Annotated in this window: 17 protein-coding genes; 13 read left to right on the plus strand and 4 right to left on the minus strand. The window is 42.9% G+C overall.

All coding sequences use genetic code 11. The annotated features are described in order from the left end of the window. Positions 1-11: 11 nt before the first annotated feature. The 3 genes from recF to dnaA are packed head-to-tail and all read right to left on the minus strand — an operon-like array spanning position 12 to position 3,605. Positions 12-1,115, minus strand: a complete 1,104-nt coding sequence (gene recF / locus ACTUJY_RS06455; protein WP_463615248.1) for a DNA replication/repair protein RecF — start codon at positions 1,113-1,115, stop codon at positions 12-14. A gap of 9 nt (positions 1,116-1,124) precedes the next feature. Further along, a complete protein-coding gene (gene dnaN, locus ACTUJY_RS06460; RefSeq protein ID WP_463615249.1) occupies positions 1,125-2,231 on the minus strand; it encodes a DNA polymerase III subunit beta in 1,107 nt (368 codons plus the stop codon). A gap of 15 nt (positions 2,232-2,246) precedes the next feature. Then, positions 2,247-3,605, minus strand: a complete 1,359-nt coding sequence (gene dnaA, locus ACTUJY_RS06465) for a chromosomal replication initiator protein DnaA (RefSeq protein WP_463615250.1) — start codon at positions 3,603-3,605, stop codon at positions 2,247-2,249. A gap of 763 nt (positions 3,606-4,368) precedes the next feature. Here dnaA and rpmH point away from each other — a divergent pair. From rpmH to ACTUJY_RS06500, 7 genes are all read left to right on the plus strand, one after another. Then, positions 4,369-4,503, plus strand: coding sequence for a 50S ribosomal protein L34 (gene rpmH, locus ACTUJY_RS06470; protein ID WP_109764645.1), 135 nt, complete (start codon positions 4,369-4,371; stop codon positions 4,501-4,503). A gap of 48 nt (positions 4,504-4,551) precedes the next feature. Beyond that, positions 4,552-4,923 carry a ribonuclease P protein component gene (gene rnpA, locus ACTUJY_RS06475; protein ID WP_463615251.1) on the plus strand — a complete coding sequence of 124 codons (372 nt, stop codon included), beginning with the start codon at positions 4,552-4,554 and terminating at the stop codon, positions 4,921-4,923. Then, positions 4,908-5,156, plus strand: coding sequence for a membrane protein insertion efficiency factor YidD (yidD, locus tag ACTUJY_RS06480; protein WP_463615252.1), 249 nt, complete (start codon positions 4,908-4,910; stop codon positions 5,154-5,156). Before rnpA ends, yidD begins: the two co-directional genes overlap by 16 nt. A gap of 17 nt (positions 5,157-5,173) precedes the next feature. Next, positions 5,174-6,856 (plus strand): membrane protein insertase YidC, encoded by a 1,683-nt coding sequence (gene yidC / locus ACTUJY_RS06485; RefSeq protein WP_463615253.1) that lies wholly within the window; start codon positions 5,174-5,176, stop codon positions 6,854-6,856. A gap of 27 nt (positions 6,857-6,883) precedes the next feature. Next, the gene (gene mnmE / locus ACTUJY_RS06490; RefSeq protein ID WP_463615254.1) at positions 6,884-8,254 is read left to right on the plus strand and encodes a tRNA uridine-5-carboxymethylaminomethyl(34) synthesis GTPase MnmE; all 1,371 of its coding nucleotides are present in this window, start codon (positions 6,884-6,886) and stop codon (positions 8,252-8,254) included. 138 nt (positions 8,255-8,392) lie between these two features. Further along, positions 8,393-9,634 (plus strand): HD-GYP domain-containing protein, encoded by a 1,242-nt coding sequence (locus ACTUJY_RS06495; RefSeq protein ID WP_463615255.1) that lies wholly within the window; start codon positions 8,393-8,395, stop codon positions 9,632-9,634. Between the two features lie 16 nt (positions 9,635-9,650). After that, positions 9,651-10,964, plus strand: coding sequence for a putative bifunctional diguanylate cyclase/phosphodiesterase (locus ACTUJY_RS06500; RefSeq protein ID WP_463615256.1), 1,314 nt, complete (start codon positions 9,651-9,653; stop codon positions 10,962-10,964). Between the two features lie 42 nt (positions 10,965-11,006). On the opposite strand, the gene ACTUJY_RS06505 is transcribed toward ACTUJY_RS06500, so the two are convergent. After that, complete coding sequence (locus ACTUJY_RS06505; RefSeq protein ID WP_463615257.1) at positions 11,007-12,239, minus strand: hypothetical protein; 1,233 nt, start codon at positions 12,237-12,239, stop codon at positions 11,007-11,009. Between the two features lie 180 nt (positions 12,240-12,419). On the opposite strand from ACTUJY_RS06505, the gene mnmG reads away from it, so the two are divergent. The 6 genes from mnmG (at position 12,420) to ACTUJY_RS06535 (ending at position 21,351) form a co-directional block, all read left to right on the plus strand. Further along, positions 12,420-14,309, plus strand: a complete 1,890-nt coding sequence (gene mnmG / locus ACTUJY_RS06510) for a tRNA uridine-5-carboxymethylaminomethyl(34) synthesis enzyme MnmG (protein ID WP_463615440.1) — start codon at positions 12,420-12,422, stop codon at positions 14,307-14,309. Then, positions 14,309-14,932, plus strand: coding sequence for a 16S rRNA (guanine(527)-N(7))-methyltransferase RsmG (gene rsmG / locus ACTUJY_RS06515; RefSeq protein ID WP_463615258.1), 624 nt, complete (start codon positions 14,309-14,311; stop codon positions 14,930-14,932). Before mnmG ends, rsmG begins: the two co-directional genes overlap by 1 nt. A gap of 24 nt (positions 14,933-14,956) precedes the next feature. Further along, positions 14,957-15,751 carry a ParA family protein gene (locus tag ACTUJY_RS06520; RefSeq protein WP_463615259.1) on the plus strand — a complete coding sequence of 265 codons (795 nt, stop codon included), beginning with the start codon at positions 14,957-14,959 and terminating at the stop codon, positions 15,749-15,751. Between the two features lie 23 nt (positions 15,752-15,774). Next, positions 15,775-16,683, plus strand: a complete 909-nt coding sequence (locus ACTUJY_RS06525) for a ParB/RepB/Spo0J family partition protein (RefSeq protein WP_463615260.1) — start codon at positions 15,775-15,777, stop codon at positions 16,681-16,683. A gap of 132 nt (positions 16,684-16,815) precedes the next feature. After that, positions 16,816-18,627, plus strand: a complete 1,812-nt coding sequence (locus tag ACTUJY_RS06530) for a protein kinase domain-containing protein (RefSeq protein ID WP_463615261.1) — start codon at positions 16,816-16,818, stop codon at positions 18,625-18,627. Between the two features lie 153 nt (positions 18,628-18,780). Then, positions 18,781-21,351, plus strand: a complete 2,571-nt coding sequence (locus tag ACTUJY_RS06535; protein ID WP_463615262.1) for a zinc-dependent metalloprotease — start codon at positions 18,781-18,783, stop codon at positions 21,349-21,351. The last annotated feature ends 81 nt before the right edge of the window (positions 21,352-21,432 follow it).

Consider the following 21,432-nt stretch of genomic DNA (forward strand, 5'->3'; position numbering starts at 1 on the left):
ACCTTTTTGTTTTAATCGGATAGCACCTGGAAACAACCATGTTCCACGTGAAACATCCGCTTATTATACCCTGAAATAGCCTCGGGAAGTGAGTCTAGATTAATCGCAGTTAACACCAATTGAGCATGCTCTAGCTTCATCAAGGCTTCTAATAAGCGAGCTTGGTTTTCTTTATCCAGCTCAGCAGGCAAATCATCAATACATATTAAACAGCGTGAAGAACGGCTTTTGAGAAACAACCTTAAAACCGACAGAATTATTCGGTTAATGAGCAACTTTTGCTGCCCTCGCGACGCTATGTCTAAAGCGTTGATTGTATCGTGCCGAACTTGAAGATCGGCACGATGTGGGCCACTTTGAGTAGTCCCTCTAATGATGTCGTAATCGCGCTGTTCAACGATTGCTTGTTCTAACCCTTTTGAATCATTAAACCCAGACTTGTAGTCCAAAGTTAAATTGGTTTGGAAGTGAGAAAGAAAATCAATATCCTGTTTAAAATATTGATTTAATGAATCAACGTATTCTTTTCTTATGGCATCAACTTTTAAGGCATTTTCTACTAAAAGTTTGTCCCAATAGCTTAATTGACTTTGACTGGCTTCACGTTGTTTTATCTGCTTCAAAAGCGCATTTCGCTGTTTTAACGTATCCTGATAAGCGCGCCAATGAAGGTAGAATGGATGTTCCACGTGAAACAATCCCCAATCCAATAGCCTTAATCGTCCGCTTCGATTTTTTGCAAACTCTTCGTAAAAGCCTGGATAAACCACAAAGACGGGAAGCATACGACTGATTTCTGCTAAACGATTGCATTTTTCACCGTTAATTTTGGCATTAAAACTTCCATCTTTGTTACGCTTTAGCCCAATATTGATTTGAGTGTCACTGTGGAATGCTCGAGCAAATAAGGTGAGCTCATTTTGTTGAAAAGAAAGTACCGATTTTATATTACGGCTGCGAAAGGATTTTCCGTTTGAAAGTAACGCAAGCGCCTCCAGTAAACTGGATTTTCCCGCACCATTATCACCGGTGACTATGTTGAGTTTTGGATGAAACTCCAGTTCCGAATAAGTAATATTCCGGACATTACTTACTCGAATCAGATCGATGAGCATTCAGCTGCTCTAAAGCCTCATCGGCATAATAACGTAAACACTGGAAGAGCCCTCTAATTCCTCTACCAACAAGCTGCTGTTTGCATCGGAAAAAGTCAGCTTTACATTATCACTGGACACAGTATTGAGAACATCGAGCATGTAATTAACATTAAACCCAATTTCCAACTCTGGCCCGTTATAATCGACCTCCAACTCTAGTTCAGCTTCTTCTTGCTCAGGGTTATTCGAGTGCACTCTTACTAAACCATTTGCAAGATTAAAGCGAACACCGCGAAATTTTTCATTACATAAAATCGCCGCTTTTTGTAAAGCATCCTTAAAGAGGTTTCGACTTGCAACTACAAGTTTATCACCTCCTCGAGGCAGAACTTTGTCGTAGTCAGGGTATTTTCCATCCACAAGCTTTGATGTGAAAGAAAAGTGTTGGCTAGATGCTCTGATATGATTACCACTGATTTGCAGTTGTACTTCTTCATCCACACTGGACAAAAACCGATTCAATTCCAAAACCCCCTTCCTGGGAACTATAGCTTGTTGTCTTTCGCTGACATCGCTGGTGATATCGGTACTGGACATTGCTAAACGATGACCATCCGTCGCTACGGCGATTAATTTCTTTTCCGGAATAATGTCAAATAACATCCCATTTAAATAGTACCGAACATCTTGTTGAGCCATCGCAAACTGGGTATTCGCTATGACACCTCTTAATTCTTCAACATTTAGCTTAATATCGACTAAACCGAGTGATTCATCAAGATTCGGGAATTCAGTGGCTGGTAGTGTCGATAACGTAAAACGACTCTTACCAGCTGACAACTTTACTTTATTTTCAACCAGTTCCAGCCGGATCAACTCATCTGCTTGAATGCTTTTTACTATATCGACCAGCTTTTTTGCTGGCACAGTGACCTCACCGGGTTGTGCGTCTCCGTCCAAAGAGATGCGTGCTACCATTTCTACCTCAAGATCGGTGCCAGTAATTGAAAGTTCACCATTTTCTACTTGTAGTAACACGTTAGCCAAAACGGGCAATGTTTGCCGTCTTTCGACAGCACCACTGATCAATTGCAGTGGCCCATAAAGTGACTGTTGTGTAAGCGCCAGTTTCATATTAAACCTTAATTATCAACTAGTTAGAATCCTAAGAAGATTAGTGAAGTCTTCTTCTATATCAAGATTTTCATCCTTTAACTCTTTGATTTTTCGACAAGCATGCAACACTGTCGTGTGATCCTTTCCGCCAAACGCATCACCAATTTCTGGCAAGCTCTTACTTGTGAGTTCCTTGGCTAGGCTCATTGCCATTTGTCGTGGTCTGGCTACAGAGCGACTACGACGTTTTGAAAGCAAATCAGCAACTTTGATTTTATAGTATTCAGCAACCGTCTTTTGTATATTTTCAATTGAAATCTGTTTATCTTGCGCGGCTATTAGATCCCTTAAAGCTTCTTTTACGAAATCGATAGTGATTGGTTTTCCTGTAAACTGAGCATTGGCGATTACTCGCTTTAAAGCGCCTTCTAGCTCGCGCACGTTTGACCGAATTCTTTTAGCAATAAAAAAAGCGACTTCATTTGGTAATTTAATACCGGACGCTTCGGCCTTCGAAATTAAAATGGCTACCCGAGTTTCAAGTTCTGGAGGCTCTATTGATACCGTTAACCCCCAGCCAAACCTGGATTTTAGCCGCTCTTCGACACCGTCAATTTCCTTTGGATAACGATCGCAGGTTAGAATAACTTGTTGATTTCCTTCGAGCAGAGCATTGAAAGTATGGAAAAACTCTTCTTGTGACCGTTCTTTATTTGCAAAGAATTGAATGTCATCGATGAGTAGAGCATCAACTGAGCGATAATAGCGTTTAAACTCATCAATAGTATTCGTTTGTAACGCTTTAACCATGTCAGCGACAAAGCGTTCGGAATGTAAATAGATCACTTTACCATTAGGCTTATTTTCAAGAATTAGGTTGCCGACGGCGTGCATTAGATGGGTTTTTCCAAGCCCAACACCGCCGTAAATAAATAATGGATTATAAGCTGACCCTGGATTTTCAGAGACCTGCTTAGCAGCAGCTGTTGCTAATTGATTCGATTTCCCTTCTACAAACTTCTGGAAACTAAATTCGGTGTTAAGGTTAGAACGGTGCTCTATTTGAATATTTTTTCTTTCGGTTGGTTGTCTCGCCGCTCTAGGTTCTGGTTTTTTAGAAACAATGTTTTGATTAATTACTTGTGAAGAACCGTTATTTATAACTAATTTAACTCTTTTAGGTGTTTGTTGATCAAATTCTTTAAGTAACTGGTTGATTTTATTTAAATAATTTTCAGTTACCCAATCAAGAACAAAGCGATTAGGTGCTGAGACCAAAATTTCACTTTGATTTTCTTGAATTTTTAATGGACGGATCCAGGTATTAAACTGCGTAGGTGCCAGTTCATCCTTTAATTTTTCAGCACAGTAATGCCAGTGCTTTGCGTCCAAAATCGAGACTCCCCAAAACGGTGTTTTTTATTTTGCTTTTGAAAAAGGAATAAGAGTTTAGATCGAAAATAATGGAGGATCCATCACTTTTCCACAATATTTTTGAAAGTTTAATATTCGCATAAAAACCAGTCTGGCTATATTTTACACTATTTGAAAATTATGTAGGCTCTTTATAGGCACTTTTATACTGTTTAACTGTAGTTTTCTTGTGAGTAATTAGAGTAATCTTATTAAGATTAAATTTACTCAAGTTTTATACCAATCTTTTACCTCGCTTATTCTACCTTTAATGACATACTTATTAAGTGTCTAACTTATTGTTTTTTCGACTTAAATAAATCTTATTCACAGCTTTACATGGTAGTAATAATAGATCTTAATAAGATCTTTTATTTTTATTATTAAAAATAAATAAAATAGCGGTTGTGAATTGTTTGTGAGAAAACTTTGAAATGCTTTTTGAAAAGTTATGCCAAGCTTTCAGTAATTTTTTGTATTTCTACAACATAGAGTTCTAAGATGGATAAAAAGTTTTCCACAGAATCTATTCGACATACCAGATATAGTGCTATATAGAAGATAAGCCTGCACCATCTTGTGTCTCAAGTTTGGTTATTGAAAATTTTATTTACGGGTCTTCGTCTTTCGGGTGATATTTGCTCAATAATCAATTGATCTCTGTGCGCGCTTCAGCTAGAATTCCGCCCCTTTCCCGAATTGGGAAGCCGACATTTAAAACAGTTATCGCGGGTTTTTAACAATGAAACGTACATTTCAACCTAGTAATTTAAAGCGTAAGCGCACTCATGGTTTCAGAGCGCGAATGGCTACCAAAAACGGTCGTGCAGTTTTGGCTCGTCGTCGTGCCAAAGGCCGAAAGGTACTTAGCGCTTAATAGATTCGCATCTATTTAGATTTAAAGTAGGCTCTTGCTGGAACGATGATGGGTTCGAACACCGGATCCTGTACGTTTTCGCGAGAGCTTCGTCTTTTAAGGGCAAAAGACTATTCTTTTGTTTTTGAAAAGCCAGTTCGGATTGGCAATAAAGCATTTACTTTGCTTGCTCGAAAAAACCAATACCAACACCCGCGTTTAGGGCTGGCAATCGCTAAAAAGCAGGTTAAACTAGCGGTCAATCGTAATTTGATTAAACGCAAAATCCGCGAATCCTTCCGGATCCACCAAAAGCAACTTCCTAATTATGATTTCGTTGTTATGGTTCGACGTGATATTAATCAGATGGAACGAGCAGAAATTGACTCGTCTTTGCAACATTTGTGGCGAAAGGTCCTGAAAGTATGCAAAAATTGCTGATTTTCATTGTTCAGTTGTACCAACGAAGTCTCAGTCGACTTTGGGGAAATCATTGTCGTTTTTATCCCAGCTGCTCGGATTATGCCATTCAGGCCCTTTATGAGCACGGTGCGGGAAAAGGTTTTTGGTTGACGATTTGCCGAATTGGGCGTTGCCACCCTTTAAACCCAGGTGGCATTGATCCAGTGCCTGAGAATTTTCATTGGGGTTGTAACCACAAACACAAGCTTTAAAACAGAGAATAAATCTTATGGAATCAGCACGCGGTTTTCTATTGCTGGCACTTGCCTTTATTACTTTCTTGCTTTATCAACAGTGGCAAACCGATTATGCCCCCAAAGTATCTGCTCAACCTTCTGAAGCGGTGGCTCCGAATAAGGAGTATCCGTCTGACTCGTCTTTCGAATCTGACTTTGGAGGAAGTACAACAGAAGCAGACATCCCTACCGAACGTCCTCAAGTCAGCATCAAACAAAATGGCGCTACCGCCACTTCATTAGTGTCTTTTAGTAACGATGTACTTAATCTGGAAATTGACACGCTTGGAGGTGATGTGGTCACTGCGCGTCTGTTGAAATTCAATCAAAAACTCAATCAACCGGAAAACAAAATTCAGCTTTTGGTTCGTGATGCCAATCGAACCTTTGTTGCAAAAAGTGCGCTACTCGGGGAGCAAAGCCCGGACTCTGCGAAAGGCCGAGCGCAATATCAAGTACTGGAAAAGAAAGACACGAAAGATGGTAAGCACTTGATTCTTGGCTGGACCAATGACGAAGGGGTTGAATTTAGGAAGGTTTTTGCCTTGAAGCATGGTCGTTATGGTATCTCTGTCACCTATGAAGTGAGTAATCCAACCGACGAAGCCAAAAGCTATCGTATGATGAGCCAATTTAACCGAGATCGTTTTGTCGCAGGCGAAAGCTCACAAGCTTTTGGCATTCAGGCTTATACCGGCGCTGCTTTTTCATCCCAAGAAACTCGTTACGAAAAATACGAGTTTGATGATATGGATGAAGCCAACCTGAATATTAAAACCAAAGCGGGTTGGGTTGCGTATTTGCAGCATTATTTTGTTTCTGCATGGATACCGGATCAAACAGCGATTAACGAAATTAGCACTCAGGTTCTTAAATCCAGCGGCATTTCCGTGATCCGAATTAAGCAACCTTGGATTGAAGTGGGTCCACATGGTAAGCAAAAAACCAGTGCAACTCTTTATTTGGGACCAAAAGATCAGAAGCAACTTGAAAAACTAGCAGATGGACTGGATTTAACGGTGGACTATGGAATATTTTGGTGGATTGGCCAACCACTATTCTGGATACTGACATTTTTCCAGGGTTTTGTCAGCAACTGGGGTATGGCGATCATTCTGGTCACGGTTACGGTTAAATTGCTGCTTTATCCGCTGGCAAATGCACAGTACCGCTCGTTTGCTAAAATGCGAATGTTGCAACCTAAGTTGCTACAACTAAAAGAGCGTTACGGTGAAGATCGGCAGAAAATGTCGATGGCGATGATGGAACTCTATAAGAAAGAAAAAGTGAATCCGATGGGCGGTTGTTTGCCGCTGATCATTCAAATGCCGGTATTCTTTGCGCTTTACTGGGTGCTGCTGGAGAGTTTCGAGATACGGCATGCGCCCTTTGCGCTCTGGATCCACGATTTATCAGCGGCTGATCCCTATTTCATTTTGCCGATTCTGATGGGGGTGTCCATGTGGGCAATGCAAAAACTGCAACCAACAGCGGCTACCATGGATCCCATGCAGCAAAAAATCATGCAGTTTTTACCCGTCATGATGACTGTGTTTTTCATATTTTTCCCAGCTGGATTGGTGCTGTACTGGTTAGTGAATAACTTATTGTCGATTGCACAGCAGCTGTACATCACAAATAAGATCGAAAAAGAATACAACGCTAAAAAGGCTTAATTTTTATGCGTCGAATTTCTTACAATCATGGGATCTGAACGAGATACTATTGTCGCGTTAGCCACACCTCCTGGTCGTGGAGGTGTGGGTATTATTCGTCTTTCTGGTACGCGAGCACTCACGATCGCTCATTCGGTTGTTCGGCATTCCCTCAAACCCCGACACGCGACTTTTTTAGACTTTCACCTTGAAGATGAAACCGTTATCGATCAAGGTATTGCTCTTTACTTTAAAGCACCCCACTCCTTTACCGGCGAAGATGTTATTGAATTACAAGGGCACGGTGGGCCAGTGGTGCTTGATATATTGATCAAGCGACTGATTGAGAGCGGTGCGCGCATGGCCAATCCTGGCGAATTTTCTGAGCGAGCATTTCTAAACGATAAAATCGATTTGGCACAGGCCGAAGCCATTGCTGATCTGATTAATGCATCGTCTGAGCAAGCAGCAAAAAGTGCTTTAAAGAGTTTACAGGGTGAATTTTCCAATCGTGTGCATCGTTTGGTTGAGTTCTTAATTCAGCTCCGACTGTATGTCGAAGCCGCCATTGACTTTCCAGAGGAAGAAATTGACTTTCTGTCGGACGGTAAAGTTCAAGCTGATTTAGAATTGCTGATTGAAGAGATAACGACTTTGCAGCAAGAGGCACAGCAAGGTGCGATTCTCCGTGATGGTATGAACGTTGTTTTGGCAGGCAAACCTAATGCGGGAAAGTCGAGTTTGCTTAATGCCCTAGCCGGTAAAGAAAGCGCGATAGTCACCGATATTCCCGGAACCACTCGCGATGTGTTGAAAGAATACATTCATATCGATGGCATGCCGCTTCATATTATCGATACTGCCGGATTACGTGAAGCCAGCGATCAGGTCGAACAAATAGGAATTGCGCGCGCTTGGAAAGAAATCGAACAGGCCGATCGCTTGTTGTTAGTGATTGAGATGACGGAACCGGATCCGGCTGCAACCGCAAAACAGGTGTTGCAACAATTATCGAAAAACATTCAGCAGTTACCACCTGTAACCATTTTGAATAACAAGTGCGATTTGGTTAACGTCAATCCGGCATTGATTGAAGAGCCAGACGGTACCACCCAAATTCTGCTCAGTGCCAAAGAGCAAGTCGGCACGGACTTGCTGAAGCAACATCTAAAACATTGTATGGGCTATCAAGCAGGAAACGACAGTGTTTTCATGGCGCGACGCAGGCACATCGTCGCTATCGATACAGCGCTTTCGCAAGTAAAACAAGCGCATCAACAGTTAGTGGAGTTTAATGCCGGTGAACTGGTGGCCGAAGAGCTACGATTAGCGCAAAATGCACTGAATGAAATTACCGGCGAGTTTACCTCCGACGATCTGCTCGGACGTATTTTTTCAAGCTTTTGTATCGGAAAATAATCATACTTATCTCATTAAGAGGTTTTTGATTTTGCTCTTTACCTCTATTCTGGCGATCTTCACCTATACTTATTTATCTGTATATTTTTTAAGTACCATACTTTTTTATTGAAAATTAGTAAGGTGGAGCTGTAGGTAATGCCTCAAACAACATCAAAAACTTTAGAGGTAGCGGTAAGCGATCTAAAAGAAGGTATGTTTGTTGCCTCATTAGACAGGCCTTGGCTAGATACTCCATTTTTAATCCAAGGGTTTACCATACACTCACAAGACGAAATTGATTTGCTTGCTGAGTATTGTAAATTCGTCTTTGTCGATTTTGATACCGTAAGTTCGAATATTAGAAATAACTTAAAAAGCATACCCTCACCTAATAAGGACTCTAAAAAGCTTAGTGAAACCGTAAGGAACTACAAGAGTAAACAATATAACGATGAAGTTTCTATTGAGGAAGAAATCCCCAAAGCAAAATCGATTAAAAAGCACGTAGAAAGCACTTTTGATGAACTTTATAAGTCTGCGAAACACGGAAAGCAAATTGATGCAATTCATGTGAAAGAGTCCGTCGACTCAATGGTGGGCAGTATCATTCGAAATCCTGATGCATTAATTTGGTTAACTCAGTTACGTAAACAAGGCTCTTATGAATACGCTCACGCTTTAGGAACTGCTGTATGGGCAGTCGCGTTAGGACGCCAATTAGGTCTTGCGAGAAAGGACTTACTTTGTATCGGTTTAGGTAGTGTGCTGTGTGATATCGGAAAAGCACAACTTAATCCCAGTTTATTAAAAAAACAACAACGATTAACCCAAGAAGAATTCGAATTGGTAAAAAAACACGTTTATTACGGCGTCGAAACGTTAAAAAAATCACCGGGTATCTCACAAGAAGTGATCGAAATTGTGGAGTGTCATCATGAGCGCTTTTCAGGTAATGGTTACCCTAAAGGTTTGAGTGGCGAAAGTATTCCTGTATTTGCGCGAATTGCTGGCATAGCGGATTGTTACGATGCGATCACAAAAGTAAGGTATTATGCGAATGCATTATCGCCCGCTGAAACCATTAAAAAGCTTTATAGTTGGAGAGATATTTATTTTCAAACAGAAATTGTTGATGAATTTATACAAGCCATCGGGCTGTATCCTGTTGGAAGTATCGTTGAGTTAACCAATGGAGTGGTTGCGGTTGTCATTGCAGAAGGACGAAGGCAGCGTTTGCACCCCAAAGTGATGTGTTTGATCAATAGTGAGAAAAAACACATACGCCAACCGTTTGTTATTGATCTTTCCAAGCAAGATCCTAAAGAGGAGATGGTACATATTAAGCAGTGCGTTGACCCAGATGATTATTGTATTGATTTAGATGATTTCTACTTATGATTTTTAAGGTAGCGCAATGAGTCTTATTCTACCAGATATTAAATCAAGGCTGGTGCTTCAAAAGCTCATTGACGAAAACATTAAGCAAACCATTGAACATAAGAAAGAGCTTGGACTTTTACTGTTGAAAGTAAAAAGACTCAGTAATATTAATGCTGCGCTCGGTTTCGAAAAAGGTGATGCCATATTATTTGAGGTTTATCGATTGCTGCAAGAGCTTTCTCGTTCTGAAAACTTAGTGGTGAGAACCGGAAGTAATGAGTTCGCAGTTATACTGCCGTTTTTACCGAGTACTTTTGTTGGTCACCTTGCAGCAGAAAAAATTGTTGGAGCTTTTAAGGAGCCGCTAACGGTCGATAAAAATAAGATAGCCATTCATCCTGCTATTGGTGTTGGACTGTTAGACTCTAAAAAACCATCGCCGCTTGATTTGTGTTTGCTCGCCGAACTAGCGCTTCAAAAAGCACTCACGGGTTTAGAGGAGTGCGTTGTTTTATATCCAGAAGAGAAATCAAATTTTAATAATCAAACACTCGAAAACGATCTAAATAATGCAATAGAAAACGATGAGTTAAAACTCTACTTACAGCCTAAAATGTCATTAAAAAGTGGCCAGGTAGTCGGTGCGGAAGCTTTGATTCGGTGGGAATTAAATGATCGCGTCGTTCCTCCTGATGTTTTTATACCTTTTGCTGAACAAACTGGCCAAATTATTCCAATGACAAAGTGGATTTTACAAAATGGCCTTCGTCAGTTAAAAGTTATAAATCAAGCTGTTCCTGATTTTAAACTCGCGATCAATATTTCTGGCGCTTGTTTTAGTAAAAACACATTAACCGATGAAGTGAAAAATGCAATTGGTATATGGGGAGTCAAAGCCAGTAATGTTGTTTTGGAAATTACAGAAAGTGTACTTATGGACAACTTAACATTAACGTGTGAGATTTGTGATGAGTTGCGTAATGTTGTTGGTGTGAATATTTCTATCGACGACTTCGGTACTGGATTTTCATCACTGCAATATCTAAAAAACATTCCTGCTGATGAACTAAAAGTCGATCAGTCCTTCACTAAACAAGCAACTCAAAACTTTAAAGATAAACATCTTATACGAATGATAATTTTGTTAGCGCAAGGTCTAGATCTGAGAGTGGTTGCCGAAGGCATCGAAGATGAACACACTCTCTCATTAATCAGTAAGTTGAATTGTGATATTGGTCAAGGTTATTTCATTGGAAAACCTTTTCCAGCCGACGACTTTGAAACTTGGCTTAATATTTGTAAGAACTCCAAAGCAGTCAGCGTCATTCACGATACATTAACTTCGTAAAGGTTAGTCTACATTTAAAGCACGCTCTTTATTCGAGCACCATTACTGTTCAATCACTTTCTTTATTTCGCGGGGTTTGAAATTCAACTCAGCATAACCTCCAGAAGTACGAATCTGTAACCTGACGCGTCTGTCACTTACCGAAAGAATTCGACCTTCGTAACTCTTGTTGTTTTCATCAATTAAAATCACCCATTTATCCGCCCAGCGTTTTAGTTGTGAAACCGAAGGGTTAATCAGTTGGGGTTTCGGGGGATCTTCTTTCTTTAACTGTTGCTGATCAGCTTGTTGTTTGGCGGGTGTTTTACTTTCGTCGACTTTGTCAATAACCTCTGCGACGGCTCGACCGTTTATATTGAAACTTATCCCCAAAGCACTGATCAAGTTATCGAAGCCTAATTCAGACAGTTCATGTTTGCGTATTCCGGTTTGTGGGCTGAACGTTAACGCTATATTTTCGGGCTGCTCAACGAATTTACGATAATGGTTTATAAAGGAAGGTGTTAACGTAACCCCTTTTTCTTCGAGAAATACCAGCATTTTTTTAAGGTGATGTTGCTTGAATTGATCGATAGATTGTTCATTGATTTCTGCGCAATAACTATCGCGTAAACTTAAAAATGTAGGATCAAACATGATCCACTGGCCATAAACTAAGTAGGGTGATTTAGCGCTAGCATGAATTACATCGTTTAGCTCCATTTGCCACTCAAAAGCCGCAAAATCTGTTAAGTAAATACTGCTTTGCATTTTCAAGTTCGCGCCAATAGCATTGAATTGATAGGCGAGATCGAAGTTGCCTGTCAATAAACTTACGTCGTTGTTCATGAGATCAATGAAATTAAAGTCTCGTTTGTCGCCACAACCTTGTGCCAGTAGCTGTAAAAACTTAATACCACTTTCATGTTGTTTGTGTCGTTCAAATGCACTGATCGAAAATGAAAAGTTATCCAGCGTAAATTGACCGTTTTCCGGGTACTTTCCGAGAATTAAGTTGTCCTTCAACGAAAAAAACTCGGTCCAGTCTTCAGGTTGATAAGTAAATTTATCGGCCGATAAAAAAGTGCCGTATTCCGGGTGGCTGAGTTTGGGTTCGGTCAACACTAACACGCCACGATGATCAATATAGCGCTGTTGATAAGAGAGGTTTACGCCAGTAGGTAACTCTCGAGCGGCGGCTTCAATGGCTTCGCCCAGACGGTACCAGCCGAAAAAGCCGACTGTTGCGGTCAGTAATACGAGTAATAAAAAAATACGGAACAGCTTTCGCAGCATGAGAGTTTTCCTGTCAATTTATTGTTGGTGATTTTCGCTGGAATCGCTAATTTAAGGCCATAAATCAATAAGTTACCTTAATTTATAGCAGATATACAGAATAAATGTTTAGACAACGTTCAAAATTTAGGCAAACTCAGGTAAGATCGGCGCCCGTTTTCCTGGAGCTGCAAATATATGATGCGTTTTGCTGAGCATTTTGATGTGATTGTGATTGGTGGTGGTCATGCTGGCACCGAAGCGGCTTTGGCCGCGGCTCGCATGGGGTCCAACACACTGTTGTTAACACACAATATCGAAACTCTGGGTCAGATGAGCTGTAACCCGGCCATTGGTGGTATTGGTAAAGGTCACTTGGTGAAAGAAGTGGATGCATTGGGTGGGATAATGGCTCGTGCTATCGATCTTGGTGGTATTCAGTTTCGTACCTTAAATGCCTCCAAAGGGCCTGCTGTAAGAGCAACACGTGCTCAGGCCGATCGTGCCTTATACAAAGCGGCTGTGCGTGAAGCGCTTGAAAATCAAGCGAATCTAAAAATATTTCAGCAAGCAGCGGATGATTTAATTGTCGAACAAGATCGTGTTGTCGGTGTTAAGACTCAAATGGGACTGGAGTTTCGTTCCAAATCAGTGGTGCTTACCACCGGAACTTTTCTCGGTGGGGTGATCCATATCGGTATGCAAAACCACAGTGGTGGTCGAGCGGGCGATCCGCCTTCCATTGCGTTGGCTCAGCGTCTGCGTGAATTACCTTTTCGTGTCGATCGGCTTAAAACTGGGACTCCCCCACGAATCGATGCCAAGAGCATTAACTTTGATGGTTTGGAGGCTCAACCTGGTGACACCCCGACTCCGGTGTTTTCTTTTATAGGTTCGCGCGAACAACATCCGCAGCAAATCAATTGCTGGATCACCCACACCAATGAACAAACGCACGAACATATTCGCGGCGGCTTGGATCGGTCCCCCATGTATTCCGGTGTAATTGAAGGTGTTGGTCCACGCTATTGCCCTTCCATAGAAGATAAAATCATGCGCTTTGCTGATAAAGCGTCCCATCAAATCTTTATTGAGCCAGAAGGGTTAAATACCCATGAAGTTTACCCTAATGGTATTTCTACTAGCTTACCGTTTGATGTGCAGCTGCAATTTGTTCGCTCGATTAAAGGGTTTGAGAATGCTTTTATCACTCGCCCGGGTTACGCCATTGAGTACGACTTTTTCGATCCTCGTGATTTGAAAAACACCTTGGAAACCAAGTTTGTTCAAGGCTTGTTTTTTGCTGGTCAAATTAATGGTACCACGGGTTATGAAGAAGCGGCCGCCCAAGGATTATTGGCCGGTTTAAATGCGGCACTGCAAGCGCAAGATAAAGAAAGCTGGTCACCACGTCGCGACCAAGCTTATTTAGGTGTTTTGGTGGACGATCTCATCACTTCTGGCACGAAAGAGCCCTATCGAATGTTTACGTCTCGTGCAGAATACCGACTGTTATTGCGCGAAGACAACGCCGACATTCGACTGACCGAGAAAGGTCGAGCGTTAGGGTTGGTTGACGATTATCGCTGGCAAAAATTCAGTGAAAAAATGGAAGCTGTACGCAGTGAAACCGCTCGATTGGAGCGCTCTTTTATTCAGGTCGCATCCGCTCAAGCAAATGCGCTCGACTCTTTTATAGAGCGGCCCATTACGCGTGAAGCTCGTTTGTTGGATTTATTAAAACGCCCTGAGTTGGATTACCAAAAATTGATGAGTATTGAAGGGGTTGGTCCTGGCGTTGGAGACGAACAAGTTGCACTGCAGGTGGAAGTGCAGGCTAAATATGCCGGTTATATCAGCCGCCAACAGGATGAAATTGAGCGCAGCTTGCGTTACGAAAATGCTCCTCTTCCTGAAAACTTCGATTACAGTGAGGTTAAAGGGTTGTCAGCGGAAGTGATGCAAAAGCTGGCATCCACCAAGCCGGAGACGATTGGTCAGGCATCACGAATATCGGGAGTCACGCCGGCTGCGGTTTCTCTGTTATTGGTCCACCTGAAAAAACGCAATCTACTAAGAAAGTCTGCTTAATGAATACCAAGTCGATTATCGCCCAAGGGGTAAACCAACTGGGCCTGACCATCAGCGAGCAGCAACTGGACCAATTTGACCAAATTATAGAAAGACTGATTAAGTGGAATCAGGCGTATAACTTAACGGCGATTCGAGATCCTCAGCAGATGATCATTTTGCATCTACTAGACTCATTATCCATTGCACCTTATTTACGATCGGGTCGCTTGCTCGATGTTGGTACAGGTCCCGGATTTCCGGGTATTCCATTGGCCATACTGGAGCCGGATCGTGAATTCTTTTTGCTCGACAGTAACGGGAAAAAAACACGGTATCTCAAACAGTTAGTTTTTGAGATGCAATTAAAGCAGGTTACGGTGCTAGACACCCGGGTTGAACAGTGGCAACCTGACAAACCCTTTAATGTGATCGTCAGTCGCGCATTTGCAAACTTAGCAAAAATGGTCAAGTTGACCGAACATTTATTGGCCGACTCAGGTGTATGGCAAGCCATGAAGGGTGACAACAGCACTGAAGAACTGGACGAATTGCCGAAAAACATTCGGATTTGCCAAGTGCAACCTTTAAAAGTGCCGAAACTCGACGCAGCACGGCACTTAATTACATTAGAAAAAATTTAACAGCATCGAATATCGAGGTTTATCGTGGGAAGAATTATTGCGATCACCAACCAGAAAGGCGGGGTGGGAAAAACCACCACCAGTATTAATATTGCAGCTTCTTTGGTAGCCACTAAGCGTAAAGTATTATTGGTTGATCTCGATCCACAAGGTAATGCCACCAGTGGTTGTGGGCTCGACAAAAACGAGCAGGAGCAAAATGTTTTAGATGTGCTGCTGGGAGAGTTGCCGGTGGGACAAGTGATACAGCCGGCTGCAAACGGTGGGTTTGATTTACTTGCGGCAAATGGCGATCTTTCTGCTGCAGATGTTCATTTATTAAAGCTGGAAGACAAGGAGTCGCGCCTGAAGTCGGCGCTCGATCAAATTCGCCACAACTACGATTACATTTTTATTGACTGCCCTCCTTCCTTGAATATGTTGACGGTTAACGCTCTGGTTGCCGCCGACTCCGTGTTGATCCCGATGCAATGCGAATATTATGCGCTGGAAGGCATATCTTCCTTGATGGACACCATCAATCAAATTGTCGAGCACGTGAATCCCGAGCTGGAAATCGAAGGCATATTGCGCACCATGTATGACCCTCGTAACCGACTGGCTACGGAAGTATCGGGCCAGCTGCATGAATATTTTGGAGACAAGGTTTATCGCAGTGTGATTCCGCGAAATGTACGCTTAGCCGAAGCGCCTTCTTACGGTATGCCGGCATTACAATATGACCGACTTTCTGCGGGTGCAAAATGTTATTTAGCGCTAGCGGGCGAAATCATTCGTCGACAGGAACAAGAAACCAATACCGCCTTAGCCACTCACTAATTTTCTTTTAGGATACAAGCAGCATGAGCAAACGACTGGGACGCGGACTGGACGCCTTCATTAGCAAAAAAATTGCCGAAAATAAGTCGCAGGACGCAAGCGGCAATCAAGGTCACACTGACACTTCAGAAAAAGCGGACAAAGGCGAGTTACGAAAACTGCCCATTGAGTATTTACAGCCTGGTCAATACCAGCCGCGAAAAATCATGACCGATGAAGCGCTCGAAGAATTGGCCGAGTCCATTAAAGCGCAAGGGATAATCCAACCAATAGTCGTACGTACGGTAGGCAATAATAAATATGAAATCATTGCTGGCGAACGTCGCTGGCGAGCATCGCAAATCGCGCAGTTGTCGGAAGTGCCGGTACTGGTGAAAGAAGTACCCGATGAAGCCGCAATTGCCATGGCTTTGATAGAGAACATTCAACGTGAAGATCTCAATGCCATTGAAGAAGCTACCGCATTACAACGACTGATGGATGAATTTGGGTTAACCCATCAACAAACCGCTGATGCCGTCGGAAAAAGCCGTACCACAGTAACCAATCTGTTGCGGTTATTGCAGCTAGCGGACCCTTGTAAAACCTTATTGGAGCGCGGCGATATTGAGATGGGGCATGCGCGCGCCCTGCTTTCATTGGAAAAGTTAAAACAGTCGGACGTTGCTCGACAGGTTGTTGCCAAAGGGTTAACGGTTCGCGAAACGGAAAAATTGGTGCGTAAAACGTTAAATCCGATTGCGGTAAATAATCCAGAGAAAGAAGTGGATCCTCACATTAGTAAACTGGAACAGCAAATAGCCGAAAAAGTAGGCGCTCCGGTGGCGATTCAACATTCCCCCAAAGGCAAAGGAAAACTGGTGCTCAGTTACAATAATCTTGACGAACTGGATGGTATTTTGTGTCATCTAGGGGTCAAGGAAGACTATTGATTTTAAAATTCAATGGCAAGCCTCTTTAACGGCGCCTAAGCTTGGTATTGGTCTTTCGGTGTTTCCTCTTTAAAACTGAAGCGACACTCTCATTGCGTGTCAGAGCCAAATTTCTGAACGACAAGCGAAATTATGATTGCTGCAAATACCAGGTTAGGCAAGTTTAAAGTCATTCGCCAAATCGGCAAAGGAGGTATGGCCGATGTCTATCTTGCCGAAGATACTGCTTTGCATCGTGAAGTTGCGTTAAAAGTGTTGCCATCGGATATGGCACGTGATCAGGACTGGGTGACTCGTTTTGAGCGCGAAGTCCTTTCGACAGCTAACCTTGTTCATCCTCACATTGTTACTGTTTATGACGTTGGACGTGAAAAGAATATTCATTTTTACGTAATGGAATACTTACCTTGCGGTGATTTGAAGCAAAAAATCGCCGGTGGTCTTTCGGTGCATCAGTCTTTGCTATACCTCAAGCAGATTGCCCAAGCTTTAAAGTATGCTCACGATAAAGGTCTGATTCACCGAGACATCAAACCAGAAAATATTTTGTTTGATGAACACGGTCGCGCCAAACTGACCGACTTAGGAATTGCCACTACGAAAAACCCGCAGAAAAGAGTCACCAAGTCGGGTGAAAGCATCGGTACACCTCGCTATATCAGCCCGGAGCAAGCGCAGGGGTTGGATTTGGATGGGCGTAGCGATTTGTACGGACTGGGTATCGTGTTTTATGAAATGCTTACCGGTGAAGTGCCTTATGATAATGAAAGTCCGGTTGCGATTGCTTTAGCACATATTAACGAACCTGTTCCCGAACTACCTCCCTCTTTGTCCCTGTATCAAGATTTTCTAGAAGCATTATTAGCAAAGTCTAGAGAAGATCGGTTTTCATCTGCTGAAGAGCTCATTGAGGCGATTGAGCTTCTGGAAGAAAATAAACCTTTTGTATTAGAGGAATTTTATCAAAATCGAAGTGCCGTTCAGAGCGATGTTCTTAATTTTGGCGGTATATCCGATTCCTTCGACAACAAAATACCCAAAAAATGGTGGGCGCTTGCGGTTTTGTTGTTAACAACCACGGCTCTTCTTTGGTGGAAAAGCGACGAATTACAAGAGCCTCTGAGTAAGGTAAATGGCTTCGTACAGTCAATGGTTCGCAGTAACACCGTTGATGATGATACGCCGAAAGGCGTGATCAAGGTCGAGTCTGTACCAACAGGAGCAAGGGTTTTTTTGAATGGACAGGAAGTGGGTGTTACCCCTTATTTGGGGCAGTCCATTCGTTCGGGAGAACATCAACTAAAACTCACCCATCCCCTGTTTGCTGATCTCCTGGTAAAAGTTAACGTTGAAAGTGACACTATCATCAGTAAACATTTTGAACTTGCGACCGGTAGCGGTGATCTGTTTATTGACTCACAACCATCCGGTGCGTGGATCGAGTTGAACGGTAAACGTCTTAACGTTCAAACGCCCCATCGCTTTGAAAATCTCCCATCAGGTAAACACCTACTCATGCTCGGTAAAGATCATTTGGCCGCAGAGTTGGAAGTCGAGGTTCATCACGGTAAAGAACGTCAGATTACAACTCAACTAAAAGAGGGACTTATGGCTTATTACCCTCTAGACTGGGTGACCGTTAAATCGCTGTACCAAACCGCTGAAAAACTGATCGCACAAAATCGCTTGAGTGCACCAATGGGCAATAATGCCGAAGAAGCCTACCTCGCGATTCTCAAAGTCGATCCTGAACAAATTAAAGCACAACGACAGTTGACTGAACTTGGAAAACTGCATTGGGAAATTGCCAAAAAAGCGGCAAATGCAGGTGATGTGAAAACAACGGAAAAACATCTCACTCACAGCCGCCGCTTACTGAAAAAGGATTATTCGTCGAGGGCGGCAGACCAACTAATGGCAACGGCCCGAACAAGGAACAAATAGCACGTAACAAAAAACTGTGCCGCACCGGGATTCTGAAGATCCGCTATTGGTGTTTACACTTTGTTACCCTTTCGCCTTGATCCATCCGTTTACCCTTCGATATAAACACGCTCATACTTATTTTTTTGATTACACAACCGGAGGAAGGATCGAATGCATCAATCCAGTCGATTTAAAGGACTGGCCATAGGGGTCATCACTGCCCTAGCATTGAGTAGTAATGCTAGGGCTGCCGAAAACAAAGCCAAAGCGGATAACAAGAAAAAAGACAAAACCGTTGCTCAGCTGATTCAGAATCAAACGGAATACGAAGGCTTTCTTGATTTTTACCAGGATCCGAAAACCGGCTCTATGATGATGGTCATTCACGAGTCTCAGCTTGAAAAACCGTTTTTATATCATACGCATACTGTAAACGGTGTGTTAGATGCTGGCCACTTCAAGGGTGCGTTTCGAACGCATCGGCTGCTCGAGTTTAAAAAGGTGTTCGACAAAATTGAGATCATCTCCAAAACGCCTCGCTATGTGCTGGATGAAGACAGTGCTATTGCTCGCTCGGAAGGCACGAATATCAGTCCGGCTATCCTCGCCAGCGCGTCGATAGAAGCGCATGACGAAAAGAAAGGTCAGTATGTGATCAAACTGGATCCCATCTTGCTTTCCGAAACTCTGGAAAAAGTGTCACCCTGGCCTCGACCACCAGTACCCGGTCAAAAACTTAAGCCAAAATTTAAAGTGGGTGGGCTCAGTAAGGAAAAAACCAAATACTTGGGCGTTCGCAGCTACCCAAAAAACAGTGATGTGGTCGTCGAATACGTATTTGACAATAAGGCGCCCATGGTACGGGGCAGCAAGGCAGTGTCGGATCCACGCACCGTAACCGTTCAACTGCAACACTCGTTTATTGAGCTGCCGGACAATGGTTATACGCCGCGGCGTGATGATCCACGCGTAGGATATTTTCATCAGCAGTTCGACGACTTATCTTCCAACTCTTGGGCGCCGTATCGTGATGTGATCAATCGCTGGAAATTGGTAAAAAAAGATCCGAGTGCAGAGATATCCGAGCCGGTTGAACCGATCGTTTGGTGGATAGAAAATACCACCCCGCACGAATGGCGTGATGTGATCAAAGAAGCCGGCGAAGCCTGGAATATTGCGTTCGAGAAAGCCGGCTTTAAAAATGCTTTGGTGGTAAAAGTACAGCCTGATGATGCGGACTGGGAAGCCGGCGACATACGTTATAACGTTTTACGCTGGACGGCTTCTCCACGCCCGCCTTTTGGTGGTTATGGCCCCAGTGTTCCAAATCCTTTAACCGGGCAAATCATTGCTGCTGACATCATGCTGGAGTACTCCTACTTTCGCAATCGCTGGTTGTACACCTCATTGTTCAGCGATGGCGTTTCTGCTGAAGAAATGATGCCGGAAGCACCTAACGAGCTCTATTGCAGTGCAGGCCATAGCTTACACGACTCCATGATGGCTGGATTAGTAATGTCTGATATTAATGGCTTTGACGTTGATATGAAGCACAAACTCGTGGAACAGGCGATGCGTCGTCTGATATTGCACGAAATTGGCCATACGTTGGGTTTGAATCATAATATGAAAGCCAGTCAGTTGTTTAATGCAACCGATGTGCATGACGCCAGCAAAACGCAGGGCGTTATAACCGGTTCGGTGATGGATTATCCGTCTGCCAACATCGCACCACCCGGAGTGAGCCAAGGCGATTACTACGATACCAAACCCGGACCTTATGATCACTGGGTTATTGAGTATGGTTACTCACCAGCGTTGGAAGATCCGATAGCGGAAGAAGCTCGATTGCAACAAATTCTGGCTCGATCGACGGAGCATGCACTGGCTTTTGGCAACGATGCGGAAGACATGCGTGCACCGGGGCGTCATATTGATCCAAGAGTCATGATTGGTGATATGTCGAATGAAGCCGTTAAGTATGCTCAAGGACGTTTCGAGCTTATTAAGCAAGCCTTTACTAACCTGAAAGACAACACCACGCATGACGGTGGAAACTATCATCAGCTGTTAACATCGGCAAATTATTTGGTTCGTGAGTGGGCCAACCAGGCCGGTGTAGTATCCCGTTATATTGGCGGTATCTATGTCGATCGCAGTTATGTTGGACAGGATGGCACTTCTCAACCCTTTATTCCGGTAGAAGAATCCTTGCAAAAAGAGGCAATGACAACGCTTGGTGAGAACTTGTTTGCCCCAGACATTTTAAGTGATGCGAAGCCACTGTTTGCTTTCTTGCAGCCACAACGACGAGGATTTAACGGATATGGTAAAAACGAAGACCCTAAGCTGCATCAAATGGTAATCAATACTCAGAAGAGTGTACTGAATCACTTAATGCATCCAAAGGTATTGGCGCGCATTTCAGATTCCAGCCTTTATGGTAATGAGTACGAGCTGAACGAGTTTTTAACCGATCTGACCAAAGGTATTTTCCGGGCTGATCTCAATGGTGAAGTGAACAGTTATCGCCAGAACTTACAGGTTGAGTATTTGAACCGTCTACTCGCCGTCAGTGGTATGAAAGGTAACTCCAGTTACGATTATCTGTCACAAGCTGCGGCGACCCATCAATTAAGAAGCATCGCCAAAATGATCAAATACAACAAAGGCAACGACTCAACACGTGTCCATCGTGAATATTTACTTATTCAAATAGATAAAGCATTTCAAGGCGCTTAATCAAGAAAAACACAGGGAGCGTGTGCTTCCTGTGTTTTATTGGTTTTTTAATTTATTGTTTTTCTTGTGTTTTTTCCTATT

The organism is Pleionea sp. WD8-19 (assembly GCF_055326765.1).